14 protein-coding genes and 2 riboswitches are annotated in these 15,938 nt (G+C 71.1%); of the genes, 8 read left to right on the forward strand and 6 right to left on the reverse strand.

The features are described from left to right. Positions 1-126: 126 nt before the first annotated feature. From AB0L06_RS14100 to AB0L06_RS14125, 6 genes are all read left to right on the forward strand, one after another. A complete protein-coding gene (locus tag AB0L06_RS14100; protein ID WP_500231378.1) occupies positions 127-1,392 on the forward strand; it encodes an NYN domain-containing protein in 1,266 nt (421 codons plus the stop codon). Between the two features lie 229 nt (positions 1,393-1,621). Continuing rightward, positions 1,622-2,575: a C40 family peptidase gene (locus AB0L06_RS14105; protein WP_500231379.1), complete on the forward strand. Its 954-nt coding sequence runs from the start codon at positions 1,622-1,624 to the stop codon at positions 2,573-2,575. Positions 2,576-3,006: 431 nt separating this feature from the next. Beyond that, positions 3,007-3,224, forward strand: a riboswitch (cyclic di-AMP (ydaO/yuaA leader). A gap of 139 nt (positions 3,225-3,363) precedes the next feature. Then, positions 3,364-3,783, forward strand: coding sequence for a C40 family peptidase (locus AB0L06_RS14110; protein WP_500231380.1), 420 nt, complete (start codon positions 3,364-3,366; stop codon positions 3,781-3,783). A gap of 183 nt (positions 3,784-3,966) precedes the next feature. Beyond that, positions 3,967-4,109, forward strand: a riboswitch (cyclic di-AMP (ydaO/yuaA leader). Positions 4,110-4,117: 8 nt separating this feature from the next. After that, positions 4,118-4,996, forward strand: coding sequence for a CHAP domain-containing protein (locus tag AB0L06_RS14115; protein ID WP_500231381.1), 879 nt, complete (start codon positions 4,118-4,120; stop codon positions 4,994-4,996). A 33-nt stretch (positions 4,997-5,029) separates the two neighbouring features. Next, the gene (locus AB0L06_RS14120) at positions 5,030-6,367 is read left to right on the forward strand and encodes a hypothetical protein (protein WP_500231382.1); all 1,338 of its coding nucleotides are present in this window, start codon (positions 5,030-5,032) and stop codon (positions 6,365-6,367) included. Continuing rightward, positions 6,364-7,833 (forward strand): M48 family metallopeptidase, encoded by a 1,470-nt coding sequence (locus tag AB0L06_RS14125; RefSeq protein WP_500231383.1) that lies wholly within the window; start codon positions 6,364-6,366, stop codon positions 7,831-7,833. The genes AB0L06_RS14120 and AB0L06_RS14125 overlap by 4 nt, the downstream gene beginning before the upstream one ends. Before the next feature lie 66 nt (positions 7,834-7,899). On the opposite strand, the gene AB0L06_RS14130 is transcribed toward AB0L06_RS14125, so the two are convergent. The 4 genes from AB0L06_RS14130 to ctaC all read right to left on the reverse strand — a co-directional run bounded on the left by AB0L06_RS14130 (position 7,900) and on the right by ctaC (position 12,511). Continuing rightward, positions 7,900-9,387, reverse strand: coding sequence for a L,D-transpeptidase (locus tag AB0L06_RS14130; protein WP_500231384.1), 1,488 nt, complete (start codon positions 9,385-9,387; stop codon positions 7,900-7,902). A gap of 164 nt (positions 9,388-9,551) precedes the next feature. Continuing rightward, on the reverse strand, positions 9,552-9,962 hold the full coding sequence (locus tag AB0L06_RS14135) for a cytochrome c oxidase subunit 4 (protein ID WP_500231385.1): 411 nt from the start codon (positions 9,960-9,962) through the stop codon (positions 9,552-9,554). 3 nt (positions 9,963-9,965) lie between these two features. Next, the gene (ctaD, locus tag AB0L06_RS14140) at positions 9,966-11,687 is read right to left on the reverse strand and encodes an aa3-type cytochrome oxidase subunit I (RefSeq protein WP_500231386.1); all 1,722 of its coding nucleotides are present in this window, start codon (positions 11,685-11,687) and stop codon (positions 9,966-9,968) included. Further along, positions 11,684-12,511: an aa3-type cytochrome oxidase subunit II gene (ctaC, locus tag AB0L06_RS14145; RefSeq protein WP_500231387.1), complete on the reverse strand. Its 828-nt coding sequence runs from the start codon at positions 12,509-12,511 to the stop codon at positions 11,684-11,686. The genes ctaD and ctaC overlap by 4 nt, the downstream gene beginning before the upstream one ends. Before the next feature lie 249 nt (positions 12,512-12,760). On the opposite strand from ctaC, the gene AB0L06_RS14150 reads away from it, so the two are divergent. Both AB0L06_RS14150 and AB0L06_RS14155 read left to right on the forward strand, forming a co-directional pair. Beyond that, positions 12,761-13,903 carry a cysteine desulfurase family protein gene (locus AB0L06_RS14150; protein WP_500231388.1) on the forward strand — a complete coding sequence of 381 codons (1,143 nt, stop codon included), beginning with the start codon at positions 12,761-12,763 and terminating at the stop codon, positions 13,901-13,903. Positions 13,904-13,943: 40 nt separating this feature from the next. Next, a complete protein-coding gene (locus AB0L06_RS14155) occupies positions 13,944-14,261 on the forward strand; it encodes a sulfurtransferase TusA family protein (protein WP_500231389.1) in 318 nt (105 codons plus the stop codon). 60 nt (positions 14,262-14,321) lie between these two features. On the opposite strand, the gene AB0L06_RS14160 is transcribed toward AB0L06_RS14155, so the two are convergent. Next, complete coding sequence (locus AB0L06_RS14160; protein WP_500231390.1) at positions 14,322-15,296, reverse strand: carbohydrate kinase family protein; 975 nt, start codon at positions 15,294-15,296, stop codon at positions 14,322-14,324. Between the two features lie 244 nt (positions 15,297-15,540). Beyond that, positions 15,541-15,903, reverse strand: a complete 363-nt coding sequence (locus AB0L06_RS14165; RefSeq protein ID WP_500231391.1) for a HesB/IscA family protein — start codon at positions 15,901-15,903, stop codon at positions 15,541-15,543. Positions 15,904-15,938: the final 35 nt, after the last annotated feature.

Below are 15,938 nucleotides of genomic sequence, written 5' to 3' on the forward strand. Positions count from 1 at the left end.
GAGGCGGATGACCTCGGGAAACAGTCATCTCAAGAACGACCTGCGAGAAGGAGCGAGATCATCGACAGCGGCCCGGAGGCGGCGGGACCCCCGCCCCGCCCCCTTCCCGAGGCGGTCCGGCAGAGCGTGGTGGAGACCGCCGCCGAACTGCTCGGCGCGCTCCCGCTCGACGAGGTCCCCGTCCCGCTGCGCCGGTTCGCCCGGTTCGAGCGGCGCAAGCGCGCCAAGCTCGCCGGGCAGCACATCGCCGCCCTGCTCGAACGCGACGAGCGGTTCCGCGCCCGCGTCGGCGACGCCGAACGCGAGTCGCACCCGGAACTGGCCGCCGCCGTCGAGGACGGCGCCGTCCCGGCCGCCGCCGACCCCGTCCGCGTCGCCGTCCTCGGCTACCTGCTCCGCCCCGACGGCTGGACGGGCCTGGTCGAGAACGCCCGCGCCGAGCTGGAACGCTCGGCCTCGCTGACCGAGGGCGAACGCGCCGAGCGCCGCATCGCCGAGCTGCGCGCCGAGCTCACCAGCGCCCGCGCCAGCCGCGGCGCCGACCTCGAACGCATGCGCGGCGAGCTGCGCGAGGCCAAGGCCGAGATCTCCGAGCTGCGCCGCAAGCTGCACGAGGCCCGGAACAAGGCCAGGATCGAGACCGAGCGCGCCGACTCGATCGCCGACCGGGTCGAGGACAAGCTGGCCGAGGCCCGCGACGCGCGCGCCGCCGCCGAGAAGGAGCTGCGCAAGCTGCGCGCCCGGCTCGACCGCGCCGAGGCCGGGACGGAGGCGGCCAAGCGCGCCGCCCGCGAGAACCGCAACCTCGACGACGTCCGGCTGCGCATGCTCCTGGACTCCCTCGTGGACGCCGCCCAGGGCGTCCGGCGCGAACTGGCCCTGCCGTCCACCATCGGCCGTCCCGCCGACCTGGTGACCGGCGGCGAGACCGCGCCCCCGCCGCACCGCGCCGTCCCCGGCCGCGCCCTCTCCGACGCCGACCCGCAGCTGCTCGACCGCCTCCTGCAGCTCCCCGGCGTCCACCTGGTCGTCGACGGCTACAACGTCACCAAGACCGGCTACGGCGACCTCACCCTCGCCGACCAGCGCGCCCGCCTGCTGTCGGGCCTCGGCGGCCTCGCCGCCCAGACCCGCGCCGAGGTCACCTGCGTCTTCGACGGCGCCGAACTCGACGCCCCCGTCGCCACCGTCGCCCCCCGCGGCGTCCGCGTCCTGTTCAGCCAGCCCGGCCAGACCGCCGACGAGCTCATCGGCGAACTCGTCCGCGCCGAACCCGGCGGCCGCGCCGTCGTCGTCGTCTCCTCCGACCGCGAGGTCCAGGACGCCGCCCGCCGGGCCGGCGCCCGCCCCGTCCCGTCCCCCCTCCTCCTCCGCCGCCTGGGGCGGAGCTGATTCGGAGCACCGCGGGGACGGTTCACGTGCGCATCGTGAGTCACGGGTGACGCACGGTAGGTAAACCGGGCTTAACTAGTCCAGATCGGTGGGAATCGGTTGTGACTGGTGTGGCCCCTCGCTAATGTCGTCCGCTGACGTCTTGGACGAGAGGGGCATATCGAACGTGGCCAGTGTTCCCAAGCGTGGCACCACGACGCGTCGTGTGCTGGCGACAGCATGCCTCGCCGTGGCGACCTCGCTCACTCTCCCCCAGGGCTTCGCCGGCGCAGCCCCGGCCAAACCGAGCGCCGACGAGGTCAAGAAGAAGCTCACCAAGCTCAACGAGCAGGTCGACCAGGCGGTCCAGCAGTACAACAAGACCCAGAGTCAGCTGAAGGCCGCCAAGAAGAAGCTCGCGGCGGCCAAGAAGGCGTCCGACGCCCAGGAGCGGAGCTACGAGACGCAGCGCCAGGCGATCGCCAAGATGGCGGCCACCGCGTACAAGAACGGCGACACCGACTCGGTCAGCGGCTTCGTCTCCGCGGGCAACCCGCAGGTCGTCCTGGACCAGGCGGCGGTCATCTCGCAGCTGTCCCGGAACCGGACGGGCGCGCTCGCCCAGTTCCTCGCCGCCGCCCAGCGCGTCTCCCGGGAGAAGGCCCAGGCCCAGCAGGGCCTGGACGACGTGACGAGCAAGCTGAACGACCTGAAGAAGCAGAAGACGGGCCTCGACAAGCAGGTCAAGGCCCAGAAGAAGCTTCTGGACAAGCTCGGCGGCCAGGACCCGACGGACAACAACAAGTCCGGCGGTGGCGGCGGCGGAGGCACCTACAACGGCCCGGCCTCCGGCAATGCCCGCACGGCGATCAACTTCGCCTACTCGCAGATGGGCAAGCCCTACGTGTACGGCTCGGACGGCCCCAACTCCTACGACTGCTCGGGCCTCACCGAGAAGTCGTGGGCGGCGGCGGGCGTCGACATCGGCCGTGACACCTACGCCCAGTGGGGGAACCTGAAGCACGTCGCCAAGGGTGACCTCCAGCCCGGCGACCTGGTGTTCTTCAACAGCCTCGGGCACGTGGGCCTCTACATCGGCAACGGCAAGATGATCCACGCGCCGCACACCGGCACCGTGGTCCAGATCGCCGACATCTCCTCGGGCTACTACCAGAGCGCCTGGTACGGCGCCGCACGCCCCTGACAGCGGGCGATCCCGGCGTCCCGAGCGCACTAAAACCGTTGGCCCAGGTCTGTGACCTGGGCCAACGTCTTTTTTGTGGTGGATTTGCCTTCTGATTGAACTTTGCTACCTTGTGGGGCACCTGCGGCGCCCGCCAGGCGTCGTCTCCCCCGCGACGCCCCCCTGGCGCCGCGGATCCGGCGGGACGCGTTCCACGCGCCGCCGCCCCACTCTCGCGACGCGCCCCACGCGCCGCATCCGGCAGGCCCGGCCCGACCGTGCGCACGCGAAACGGCGTGCATGGCGCTGATAGCGCGCCACGGCGGATTCCTTTACCCGGCCTTGCCGTGCGCGGCCCTTCTTCGCAGGGCCCGCCTTCCCACAACATCACGCCGCTCGCCCGCACGCGGGACAACAGGGTCCCGTCGTCCGGCCTCATCGCGCTTCGGGGCGAGACGGCAACGCCGAATCCGCGCGACGGCGCGCGGAACCGGGGACCCATCCGCGCCGACGTGTCCGCAGCATTCCGGGCACGTTCATATGCGGCGCATGGGGTGAATCGGCGGTCCCGCCCCCAGAAATCAAGGCCCATAGGGCCTGGGACCCGTCGTAGGGCGACTCCACGTCCGAACCCGGCAGCTAACCCGGTAGGCGTCTGGAAAAAGGAGAAACCCCTGTCCAGCAACGCTGTCAGCAGCACAGCCCGCCGTGTGCGGACCGTAGGCGGCCTCGCGGTCGCCACCGCCGTCGCGACTCCCGTCGTGATGGCCGGTCCGGCCCCAGCTGCCCACGCGGCGACCGCCAGGCCCGTGGGCGTGGTGGTCAAGCAGGCCAAGCAAAAGACCTGGGCTCAGCGCCAGAAGCTCGCGCAGAAGGCGCTGGACTACGCGGCCAGCAGGAAGGGCAAGCCGTACCGCTATGGCGCGGCCGGCCCGAACGCCTTCGACTGCTCCGGACTCGTCCAGTGGTCCTACCGGAAGGCCGGGGTGAAACTGCCCCGCGTCACCACCGAGCAGTACCGTTCGGTAAAGAACAGGATTTCCTGGAACAAACTCGCGCCAGGAGACCTTGTGTTCTTTAGCGGCAAGGGTCACGTAGGCATCGTCTACAAGAAAACGGGCCGGAAGGTTTACATGATCCACGCCCCGCACACCGGTGACCACGTCCGGGTGACCAAGCTCGACAGCTACCGCAAGAAGACCTTCGCGGGCGCCGTCCGTCCCTACTAGGACGAACGACCAGGACGCACGTCCGCAGGGCCCGGCGGCACCATCCCCCGCCGCCGGGCCTCACCTCCCGCTCGCCGTCCAGCGCGAGCCTCTCGCTCGCCGTCCAGCGCGAGCCGTCCCGTAGCGGGACAGTCCGTATCCAGTACCGGACGCGCCTCATCGAGGGCGTCCGCCGCCGAGTCCGCTCCCGACACGCCTGAGCGCGCGTCGACGCAGAGCCGGGGACCCACCGAACACCTGGGGTGAATCGGCCTCCCAGAGGCCGTAGGGCAGCTTCCACGCCCGAACCCGTCAGCTAACCCGGTAGGCGGCATGGAAGCCGAGGAGAACCAGCATGAACGGCAAGCTCACCACCAAGCTCACCACCAAGCTCCATCCCGTCCTGAAGTCGCTGCGAGATACCCCGGCGGCTCAGGTCCTGCGCTCCACCCCGGTGTTCCAGTCCGTGCGCACCACCAGCGCCCTGGTCGCCAGCGCGGCCCTGGTCGGCACCATCGCCGCCACCACCGCGCACGCCTCGACCACCGAGCTCCAGCCGGCCGCCGCGTCCACCCGGATCTCCGGGACCGCCACCGCCGAGAGCACCCTGCCGCAGGTCAAGAAGGACGCCCCGCAGCAGGCCGAGCAGGCCCCGCAGCAGCAGGCGCCGCAGGCCGCCCCGGCCCAGCCGCAGGCGGCCAACGAGGCCCCCAAGGCCCCGGCTCAGCCCGCCCCGCCGCGCAAGCCCACCGCCCAGCAGGCGATCAAGGTCGCGACCTCGCAGGCCGGGATCAAGGAGGACGGCGCGGGCAAGACCAAGTTCCAGCAGTGGTACATGGGCACCGAGCGGGCCAAGCAGACCCTCGCCCGTGACGGCGGCTCGCTCGGCCTCTACGCCGACGCCTCGTGGTGCGACATGTTCGTCTCCTGGGTCGGCACCCAGATCGGCTTCGCCCACTCCGTCGGCTCGGACGCCTGGACCGTCGCCCACGCCAAGTGGTTCAAGAGCCAGAACCGCTGGGGCAGCGCGGCCAAGCCCGGCTCGGTCGTCTTCTTCGCCTGGAACGGCAGCAAGAGCATCGACGCCATCCAGCACGTCGGCATGGTGATCAAGGACAACGGCAACGGCACCGTCAAGACCATCGAGGGCAACACCGACGGCGGCGCGGTCGAGGTCAAGAACCGCCAGAGCAAGATGATCGTCGGCTACGGGTACCCCGACTACGCCAAGTGACCCGCACTCCCGGCCTCGCCCTAGGATCGCCGCATGGACGACGAGCGGGCCGCGGAGACCACCCCAGGGCCCGCCGCCGAGCAGACCGGCGAGCGGGCCGCTGAGCGGCCCGCAGAGCCCGTCACCGCAGAGGATCCCTCGCGGCGGCGGGCTCTCGGCCTGCTGGCGGGCGGCGGCGCGGCCGCCTGCCTCGCCGCCGGAGCCGGGATCTTCGCCCTGACCCGCCGCCCGGGCGGGGCTTCCGCGCCTGCCGGAAGGCCCTCCCCCGCCGGGACGCCCGATCCGCGCGCGGTCACGGCCGTCCTGGCGAACCGGGCCCGGGCCGTCCGCGAACGGAACCGGATCGCCTTCCTCGCCACCGTCGCCGACGCGCCCGCCGCCTTCCAGCAGGCCCAGGCCCGCCTCTTCGACAATCTGATCAAGCTCCCCCTGGACGGCTGGGAGGAACGCCCCACCGCCCCCGGACAGCCCCACGGCGCGTCCGGTGTGGTCCAGGTCTCCATGCGCTACCGGATCACCGGCTTCGACACCGGCCCGGTCGCCCGCACCCGCCACCTGGCGTTCGCGCCCCTCTCCGGCACCTGGACGATCATCGGGGACGGCTCGTCCGCCGGACTGGCCGACGACTCCGACATCGCCGACGCCGGGCCGCTCACCGTCGTCCGCAAGGGGCCCGCGCTGGTCATGGGCGACGCGTCCGGGCTGGACGAGATCGCCCGGCGGCTGGCCGCGGCCGTCCCCGCCGTCACCGCCGTCGCCGGGACGTCCTGGGCCCGCCGCGCGGTCGCCCTGGCACCCGCCGACGCCGCCCTCGCCGGACGCGTCGCCGGAGACAGCCGGAACGTCGCCCAGTTCGCCGCCCTCGCGGTCGTGACGCCCGGCCCGGACGGCTCCCGCGGCCAGGACCGCATCGTCGTCTCCCCCTCGTTCGGGCGCCTCAACGACCTCGGCCGCCGCGTCGTCCTCACCCACGAGCTCACGCACGTCGCCACCGGCGGCGCCCGCGACGGCCGCACCCCGATCTGGCTCATCGAGGGCTTCGCCGACTACGTCGGCTACCGCGACGCCAGGGTCCCGGTGAAGTCCGCCGCCCGCGAACTGGCCGCCGACGTGGCCGCCGGACGCGTCCCCGAGGCCCTCCCCACCCGGGACGACTTCGACGGCGCGTCCGGACGGCTCTCCCAGGCCTACCAGGAGGCGTGGCTCGCCTGCCGCATGGTCGCCGACCGATACGGTGAAACCGCCCTCGTCCGCCTGTACCGGGCGGCAGGGCGGGAACCCGAGGCCGCCGCGCTGCGCCGGATCCTGGGCCTCCCGCCGGACACCTTCACCGCCGACTGGCGCGACTACCTCCGCAAGGAGCTCATGTGAGCGACGCCACCGCCCCATCGCAGGAGCCGACCGGGGCGTCCGGATCGTCCGAGGCGTCCGCCCCGTCGCCCCCGCCCGGCCCCGGCGACCCCGACACGGCCCGCGCGTACCGGAGACCGCGCCTGGCGGCGTCGATCGCGGCGGCCGTCCTCTTCGCCGCCGTCGCGGTGATCATCGCTCTGACGACGCCCTGGACGCCGCTGCCGGGACACGTCCCCGGCGGACGCGTCGCCCCGGACCCCGCCCCCGACTTCACCCCCGCCGAGATCCACCGCGCCGCGGCCTTCGACCACGCGCTCGACTGGCCCGCCTACGCGCGCCTGATCACGGTGCTCGCGGTCATCCTCGTCCTCGGCTTCAGCCCCCTCGGCGCCCGCCTCCTCGGCTGGGTCACCGCCAGAACGCGCCGCTGGCCGCTCCGCGTCCTGATCGGCGCCGTCGCGTTCACGTCCCTGACCTGGCTGATCTCGATGCCGTTCGCCGCGTGGGGCGAGTCGATCCTGCGTGACTACGGCCTCTCCACGCAGAGCTGGCCCAGCTGGCTGGTCGACCAGGTCAAGTCGCTCGGCGTGACCTGGATCACCTACACCCTCGGGCTGCTCCTGCTCGTCGCCCTGATCCGCCGGTTCCCCCGCTACTGGTGGACGGGCGCCGCCGCCGGCGCGTGCGCGCTGGTCATCGCCGGGTCGTTCGCCTACCCGATCATGATCGAGCCGGTCTTCAACAAGTTCCACTCGCTCCCGGCCGGGCAGCTCCGCACCGACCTGCTCGACATGGCCCGGCGGGACGGCGTCCCCGTGTCGGACGTCCTGGTCGCCGACGCCTCCCGCAGGACGACCGCCCTCAACGCCTATGTCTCAGGCTTCGGCTCCACCCGCCGGATCGTGGTCTACGACACCCTGCTGACCTCGATGTCCACCCCCCGCATCGAGTCGATCGTCGCCCACGAGCTCGGCCACGCCAAGAACGACGACGTCCTGCACGGCACCCTCATCGGAGCGCTCGGCGCCGCGGGCGGGGTCTGCCTGCTCTACCTGCTGCTCACCTCACCGCGGCTGCTGCGCCGGGCCGGACTCACCGCGCCCGCCACGCGCCGCGCGGGCAAGGACGAGGCCGCGCGCGACCCGTCCGCCCGGAACCGGGGCGCGGCCGACCCGCGCGCCCTCGCGCTCGCCCTCGCGCTGATCGCGGTCGCGACGCAGTTCGAGGCCCCGGTCCAGAACCTGGTGAGCCGCCGCGTCGAGGCCCGCGCGGACGCGCACGCCCTCAACCTCACCCGCGACCCGGTGACGTTCGCGACCATGCAGCACGAGCTGTCGGTCCGCAACATCTCCACGCTCACCCCGGACGTCCTCGAGACGCTGCTCTGGTCCGACCACCCCACCGGCCCCGAGCGCATCGCCATGGCGCGCGACTGGGCCCGGATGCACCACGTCCCGGAACCGCCCCCACTCGTCCACCACTGATACCCCGCGGAAACACGAAGGGCCGCCCGGCGATCGCTCACCGGACGGCCTCGCCGTTCGCTCGGATCAGTGCCCTGGACGTCCCACCTGCGGGTTCGGACGAGCCTCGCCCTGAACCGTCGGCACCGCGCCCGGGACGGCCGGCCGGACGGCGGGCGCGACCAGACCCGTGGGCGCCGCGCCGGGAACCGTCGGAACCCCGTTCGCCCTCGGCGACGCCGCGCCTGCGCCAGGAGAGACGCTCGGCGCCGGCGGCGAACCCGCCGCGTCCGTCGACTTGGAACCGTCCGGCCGCACCGGGCCACTGCCCTCCGGACCGGCGGTCACCGCCTGCTTGAGCGCGCTGCCCTGGACCCACTTCTTCCACGACTCCTGCCAGAAGCCCCAGCCGTTGTCGGGCTCCAGCTCGCGGGACGTGCCGGTGATCCGCACCGGGTCGCCGCGGTAGGAGAGGTTGTAGAACCAGCGCGCGTTCTCCGGGCTGGCGTTCACGCAGCCGTGGCTGACGTTGGTGTTGCCCTGGTCGCCGACCGACCACGGCGCGCTGTGCACGTACTCACCGCTGTTGGAGATCCGGACGGCCGCGTACACCGTCTCCCGGTAGTAACCCGGGCAGCCCGGCCCGCAACCCGTGGTCGCGGAGTCCATGATGACCGGGTCGTCCTTCTCCATGGTGAGGTGCATGCCGTTGGTGGTCGTGTACTTCTCGACCCCGCCGCGCCCCATGCTCACCGGGATCGTCCGGACGAGCCTCCCGTTCCGCCGCACGGTCATCATGTGCGAGACGGCGCTCGCCTTGCTGATGTGGGAGTCGCCGATACGGAAGTCGGCCTTGACGTCCTTGGCGCCCCAAAGACCCTTCGCGGCCCGGACGCCGCTCAGGTGCGCGCGGAACGACACCTTGTCGTGGGCCGGCCAGTAGTCCTTCGTCCGGAACACCACGGTCTGGTTGTCGAACCAATGCCACGCGCCCTCGACGGGCTTCGCCGACCTCACCTCAAGGGAGCGCTCCACGGCGGCCCGGTCGCCGATGTTCTGCTGGAACTTCAGGACGATCGGGATACCGACGCCGACGGTCTCCTTGTTGTAGGGCGCCTCGAGCGCGGCGTCCAGGCTCTTCTTCACCTTGGCGGTGCTGAAGTCGCTGGTGACCGTCCGGGTCCTGCCGTCACGGCCGAGCCCGGTCGCGCGGACGGTGTAGCTGGTGCCCGGCTCGAGCATCCAGCGGGCCTTCCAATGCGTCCGGTCGGCGCTCAGGTCGCCCTCGACCGGCGCCCCCTTGTGCGTGACGGTCACGTCCTCGACCGTGCCCCGGTCCGCGGCGACCTGGATCACCGAGTCCGGACGCAGCCCGTCGCCACCGTTCGACGGTGAGACGTCCAGCCGCACCGCGTTGATGTTGAGATCCGTTCCGCCGCCGTCCGAGCAGCCCGCCAGTCCGGTGAGGGTCAGGGCGGCGCACGCCACCGTCCCCCCGACGAGCTCCAGTGTGGCCCGGCGGCGCCGGCCCGTTCGTACAAGCCTGCCGACCCGCACCGCAACCCCCGATGTCACTGTCCGTATACGATCTTGTCCATAGAGTGTCGTACCCCGGACGACGCTCATTATGTAAGGGCCTGTGCCTGCGAAAGCGCAGGCACAGGCCCCTTTGAAGATCGCTTTACCGGATCGGTGACCGGATCGCGCGGTCGGCTGGGCCGACCGTTATGGGTGCTGTGTCAGTGGGCGAAGTGGCCCCGGTAGTACTCGAAGACCAGGCCGACGGTCGACAGCATCAGTCCGGCGCCGCCGAGCAGCACCATCCACCAGCCGAAGACCATGCCCAGCGACACGAACGCGGCCGAGCCACCGATGTACAGCGGCCACCACGAGTGCGGGCTGAAGAAGCCCAGCTCGCCGGCGGCGTCCCCGATCTCACCCTCCGGGTCGTCCTCGTACAGCGGGCCGCCGTTGGCGCCCTCGAGACGGCGGATGGTGAAGTGGACGTAGAACCCGATCAGACCCGACAGGCCGACCGCGAGGGCCAGCGCCGTGGTGCCGGTCCAGTCCTTCGACCAGAGCCAGTAGACGACGTCGGTGGCGAGGAAGAAGACCGCGCACCCGTAGAACATGAACGCCTGAACGCGCATCGGCTACTCCTCCGTTTCCTTGGCGTGCCCGGAGGGCGACTCCTCCTTGGCGAGGGCGACCCGGTTGGACATGTTGATCGGCTCGCCCTTCGCACCCACGTGCGGGTGGTGCAGGTCGAACGCCGGACGCTCGGAACGGATCTTCGGGATCGAGTTGAAGTTGTGCCGCGGCGGCGGGCACGAGGTCGCCCACTCCAGGGACGAGCCGTAGCCCCACGGGTCGTCGACCTCGACGCGCTTGCCCTTCTTCCACGTGATGTAGACGTTGTAGAAGAACGGCAGCATGGACACGCCGAGGATGAACGAGAAGATCGTCGAGACCTGGTTCAGGCCCGTGAACTCGCTGGCGTAGTCGGCGTACCGGCGCGGCATGCCCTCGGCGCCCAGCCAGTGCTGGACCAGGAACGTGCCGTGGAAGCCGATGAACAGCAGCCAGAAGTGAACCTTGCCGAGACGCTCGTTCAGCATCTTGCCGGTGAACTTCGGCCACCAGAAGTAGAAGCCCGCGAACATCGCGAACACGACCGTGCCGAACACCACGTAGTGGAAGTGCGCCACCACGAAGTAGGAGTCCGACAGCTGGAAGTCCATCGGCGGGGACGCCAGGATGACACCGGTCAGGCCACCGAACAGGAAGGTGACCAGGAAGCCGAGCGACCACAGCATCGGCGTCTCGAACGTCAGTTGCCCTCGCCAGATCGTTCCGACCCAGTTGAAGAACTTCACACCTGTCGGCACGGCGATCAGGAACGTCATGAACGAGAAGAACGGCAGCAGCACCTGTCCGGTGACGAACATGTGGTGCGCCCAGACCGTGATCGACAGACCCGCGATCGAGATGGTCGCGAAGACCAGGCCGATGTAACCGAACACCGGCTTGCGGCTGAACACCGGCAGGATCTCGGTCACGATGCCGAAGAAGGGCAACGCGATGATGTACACCTCTGGATGGCCGAAGAACCAGAAGAGGTGCTGCCAGAGCAGCGCCCCGCCGTGCGAGGCGTCGTACACGTGCGCGCCGAACTTGCGGTCGGCCTCCAGGGCCAGCAGCGCCGCGGCCAGGACCGGGAACGCCAGCAGGACCAGGATCGAGGTCAGCAGGATGTTCCACACGAAGATCGGCATCCGGAACATGGTCATGCCCGGGGCCCGCATGCACAGGATGGTGGTGATGAAGTTGACCGCACCCATGATCGTGCCGAAGCCCGACATGGCCAGGCCCATCACCCACATGTCGCCGCCGATGCCCGGCGAGCGGACGGCGTCCGACAGCGGCGAGTAGGCGAACCAGCCGAAGCTGGCCGCGCCGCCCGGGGTCAGGAAGCCCGCGAGGGCGATCAGCGACCCGAACAGGAACAGCCAGTAGGCCAGCATGTTCATGCGCGGGAACGCCACGTCCGGCGCGCCGATCTGCAGCGGCATGATCACGTTCGCGAAGCCCGCGAAGAGCGGGGTCGCGAACATCAGCAGCATGATCGTTCCGTGCATCGTGAACAGCTGGTTGAACTGCTCGTTGCTCACGTACTGCAGGCCCGGCTTGAACAGCTCCGCGCGCATGACCAGCGCGAGGATTCCGCCGAACAGGAACATCATGAACGAGGTGATCAGGTACAGGTACCCGATCTTCTTGTGGTCGGTCGTCGACATCCAGTCGGCGACCAGACGACCCTTGCGGGTCCTTCCCGCGGCGACCGGCGCGGTCGGCGCGTGGCTGATCGCGGTCACTTCACACCCCCCGCGGCCTTGGCCTTCTGGCCGTCCAGCCACGTGTTGTATTGGTCGGGCGAGACCACCTGGAGCTGGAACAGCATCCGGCTGTGGTCGACGCCGCAGAGCTCGGCGCAGCGGCCCTCATAGGTCCCCTGCTTGCGAGCGGTGAACTCGAACTCGTTGGTGTAGCCCGGCATGACGTCCTTCTTGTAAAGGAGCGCCGGCACCCAGAACGAGTGGATGACGTCGTTGGCGTGCAGCCGCACGCGGATCGTCCGGTCCGAGGGGACGACCATGACGGGCTTGGCGCCCGACGGGGCGTTCGGCGCGACCGGGGTGCCGACCACGGAGGCGACGGTCTTCTCCTGGCCGCTCTCCTTCTCCTTGTAGTCGAACTGCCAGCTCCACTGGAAGCCCGTCACGTCGACCGTGACCGCCGGGTTCTTGGTGGTCTTCTCGACGTACGACTCGTCGCGCGCGGTGAAGTAGAACAGCACACCGATGATCACGAACGGCACGGCCGTGTAGAGGATCTCGATCGGCATGTTGTAACGGACCTGCGGCGGCAGATCGTCGGAGCGCTTGCGGTGGAAAAGCACCGCCCAGATGATGAGGCCCCAGACGACGGCGCCCACCGAGAACGCAGCGATCCAGGAGCCCTGCCAGAGCTTCAGCATGCGCTCGGCCTGGTCGCTGATCGGCTCGGGCATGCCCAGGCGCGAAGCCTGACCGCTACACGCGGTTGCGGACAGCGCCAGCAGACCTAGCGCGCCGGCGCTTTTGATTGCGCGGCGACTGCGCACAGGCGTACGCCGCTCCCCAGAGCGGGTCGGACTCACGGAATGCCTTCCCCACGGATGAGAGCCCAGGGAACTCCCGGGCGGTGAGATCAGTTGTTACACGTTTGGGGGACACACTAGCGCGAGGGTCCGGGAGTCCCCTCCCGGGGTGCCCGGTTAGTGTTCTGGCGTGGCTCGAGCATGCTCTGTCCAGCCCTTCGTCCGCCCCGGACGAAGGATGCCGGCGTCCGGCGCCGCCCCTGCGGCGCGTCCCCTCCGTAGTGGCCCGCCGTCGGGCCGGTGCCCCGCGTGAGCCCCGGCTACTTCGACGCGGCGTCGGCCGAACCGCTGCACCCCGCAGGAAGATCCGCCCTGGTCGGCGCCCTGGAAACGGCCTGGGCCGACCCCGCCAGGCTGTACGGCGCGGCGCGCTCGGCCCGGCTGGAACTCGACCGCGCCCGCTCGCGCGTCGCGGCCGTCCTCGGCGTCCGTGCCGACGAGGTGGCGTTCACGGCGTCCGGTACCCAGGCGGTGCACCTGGGAATCCTGGGCTCCCTGAGATCACGTCGGCGTGTCGGACGGCACCTGGTGGTGAGCGCCGTGGAGCACTCCAGCGTCCTGCACACCGCCGAGGCCCACGAACGGGACGGCGGCGAGACCGCGATCGTCGGCGTGGACGAGACCGGCAGGGTCGACCCGGCCGAGTTCGCCGCCGCCCTGCGCCCGGACACGGCCCTCGCCTGCCTCCAGTCCGCCAACCACGAGGTCGGGACCGTCCAGCCGGTCGCCGAGGCCGCCGCGGCGTGCCGGGCCGCGGGCGTCCCGCTGCTGGTGGACGCGGCCCAGTCGATCGGCCGGACCCCCGTCCCGGACGGCTGGTCGCTCCTGACCGCGTCCGCGCACAAGTGGGGCGGACCGCCCGGCGTGGGCGTCCTGGTCGTCCGGAAGGGCACCCGCTGGCGCTCCCCGATGCCGGACGACGAGCGCGAGGGACGCCGCGTCCCCGGCTTCGAGAACGTCCCGGCGATCATCGGCGCCGCCGCCGCGCTCGAGGCGTTCACCGCCGACATGACCGCGGAGGCGCCCCGGCTGTCCGGCCTCGTCGACATGATCAGGAAGCGGGTGGCCGAGACGGTCCCCGACGTCCAGGTCGTCGGGGACCCGGCGCGGCGGCTGCCGCACCTGGTCACGTTCTCGTGCCTCTACGTGGAGGGCGAGGCGCTCCTGACCGAACTGGACAGGCTCGGTTTCGCCGTCTCGTCCGGAAGCTCCTGCACGGCCGATACGCTGCGTCCGAGTCATGTTCTGGAGGCGATGGGCGTGATTACCCACGGAAATGTCCGGGTATCGCTGCCGCGGGGCGCGGAGGCGTCCGCCGTGGAGCGGTTCCTCGCCGCGCTGCCGGACGCCGTGGCCCGCCTGCGCGCGGCCGCCGGGGTGACCGGCGCATGACCCCCATGTTCACCGCGAGGACGGGAAGGCGGACGCGCCGATGAGGTTCCGAGGTCGTTCGCGCAAGGACGAGGCGCCCCCGCAGGACACCGCCCCGCCGCCGCCCGTCGCGCCGCCCGGCGCCACTCCCCCGGTCCTGGTGATCGACGCCCTGGGCCGCAAGTGCCCCATCCCGATCATCATGCTGGCCGAGCGCATCCGCGAGATCCCGGTCGGCCAGATCATCGCCGTCCTGGCGGACGACCCGGCCGCGCACACCGACATCCCGGCGTGGTGCCGCATGAAGTCCCAGGAGTTCGTCTGGGAGGAGACCCTCCCCCAGGGCGGCTGGGGCTTCCACGTCCGGCGGTCCTACTAGACGGCGATGTGCCGCGGCCCCTCCCGGGGACCGCGGCACATCGTTTCGGCACGGGTGCTCTCAGGCGAGGTGGGTGGCGACCTCGGCGGAGGCGTCCTCGCCGTAGGCGCCGGCGAAGCGCGCCAGGAAACGCTCCTTGACGATCGTGTACTCCTGACCGCCGGGGACCTCGAGGGCGTGCGCGGCGACGAGGTTGCCGACCTGGGCGGCGCGCTCGAGCGGCAGGCCCCAGGCGGTCGCGGTCAGGAAGCCGGCGCGGAACGCGTCACCGCCGCCGGTCGGGTCGACGACCTTGTCGACGACGACGCCCGGGATGTGCAGGCCCTCCTCGCCCTTGCGGTCGATCACGGCGCCCTTGGCGCCGAGGGTGGTGATGCGGACGCCGACCCGGTCCAGGATCTCGGAGTCGGACCAGCCGGTCTTCTCCTCGCAGAGGGCCTTCTCGTACTCGTTGGTGAACAGGTACGCGGCGCCGTCGATGAGGCGGCGGACGTCGATGCCGTCCATCCGGGCGAGCTGCTGGGACGGGTCGGCGGCGAACGCCATGTCGCGGGTGCGGCACTCGTCGCTGTGCCGGAGCATGGCCTCCGGGTCGTTCGGGCTGACCAGGACGAGGTCCAGCCCGCCGACGCGCTCGGAGACCGGCCGCAGCTCGATCTCGCGGGCCTCGCTCATCGCGCCGGTGTAGAAGCTGGCGATCTGGTTCTGGTCCTCGTCGGTGGTGCACAGGAAGCGCGCGGTGTGGTGCAGCTCGGAGACGTGCACCGAGCCGCAGTCGACGCCGTGCCGCTCCAGCCACGAGCGGTAGTCGGCGAAGTCGTCGCCCACCGAGCCGACGAGGTACGACGTCAGGCCGAGGCTGCCCATGCCGAAGCAGATGTTGGCCGCGACGCCGCCGCGGCGGATCTCCAGCTCGTCCACCAGGAACGAGAGCGACACCCGGTCGAGCTGGTCGGGCATCAGCTGGTCGGTGAAACGACCCGGGAAGGTCATCAGATGATCGGTCGCGATGGAGCCTGTTACGGCGATGCGCACGGCGTCGCTCTCCTCGTGGTGTGGCGTCCGGCTTGTCACCGGCTGTTGGACAACCCGTAGAGGCTACTTCCCGTGGCGGCGGCCCGTGCAACCGAAGCGACTCGTCCGGACGGGGCCACGCGGACCGGGCGTGTGGAGGCCGCCGGAGGGCACCGGCAAGGGCGCTCGCGTGTCGCGCGGAGGGCGTCCGGGCACGCGAAAAGGCCGGTGCGGCGGTCACCGCACCGGCCTCTCGAAGCCCGTTCTAGTTGAACGAGTCGCCGCAGGCGCAGGAGCCCGAGGCGTTGGGGTTGTCGATCGTGAAGCCCTGCTTCTCGATGCTGTCGACGAAGTCGATCGTGGCGCCGGTCAGGTACGGGGCGCTCATCCGGTCCACCCGGACGTTCAGGCCCTCGAACTCCTGGATCATGTCGCCGTCCATCTCGCGCTCGTCGAAGAACAGCTGGTAGATCAGGCCCGAGCAGCCGCCCGGCTGGACCGCGACGCGCAGGGCGAGGTCGTCGCGCCCCTCCTGCTCCAGCAGCCCCTTCGCCTTCTCGGCCGCGGCGTCGGTCAGCACGACGCCCTGCTGCGTGGTCTCCTGCGTGGTCTCGCCCGAAACCGTCATGTGGTGTGCTCCCGGGTCTCACAGCGCCGCCGAGG

This window comes from Spirillospora sp. NPDC052269 (genome assembly GCF_040679435.1).
Classification (GTDB): Bacteria; Actinomycetota; Actinomycetes; order Streptosporangiales; family Streptosporangiaceae; genus Spirillospora.

What these genes read in the sequence shown, in the direction of transcription:
- AB0L06_RS14115 (WP_500231381.1), top strand. Translation starts at nt 4,118, where the DNA reads ATGAACGGCAAGCTCACCACCAAGCTCACCACCAAGCTCCATCCCGTC.
- AB0L06_RS14120 (WP_500231382.1), top strand. Translation starts at nt 5,030, where the DNA reads ATGGACGACGAGCGGGCCGCGGAGACCACCCCAGGGCCCGCCGCCGAG.
- AB0L06_RS14135 (WP_500231385.1), bottom strand. Translation starts at nt 9,962, where the DNA reads ATGCGCGTTCAGGCGTTCATGTTCTACGGGTGCGCGGTCTTCTTCCTC.
- AB0L06_RS14155 (WP_500231389.1), top strand. Translation starts at nt 13,944, where the DNA reads ATGAGGTTCCGAGGTCGTTCGCGCAAGGACGAGGCGCCCCCGCAGGAC.
- AB0L06_RS14165 (WP_500231391.1), bottom strand. Translation starts at nt 15,903, where the DNA reads ATGACGGTTTCGGGCGAGACCACGCAGGAGACCACGCAGCAGGGCGTC.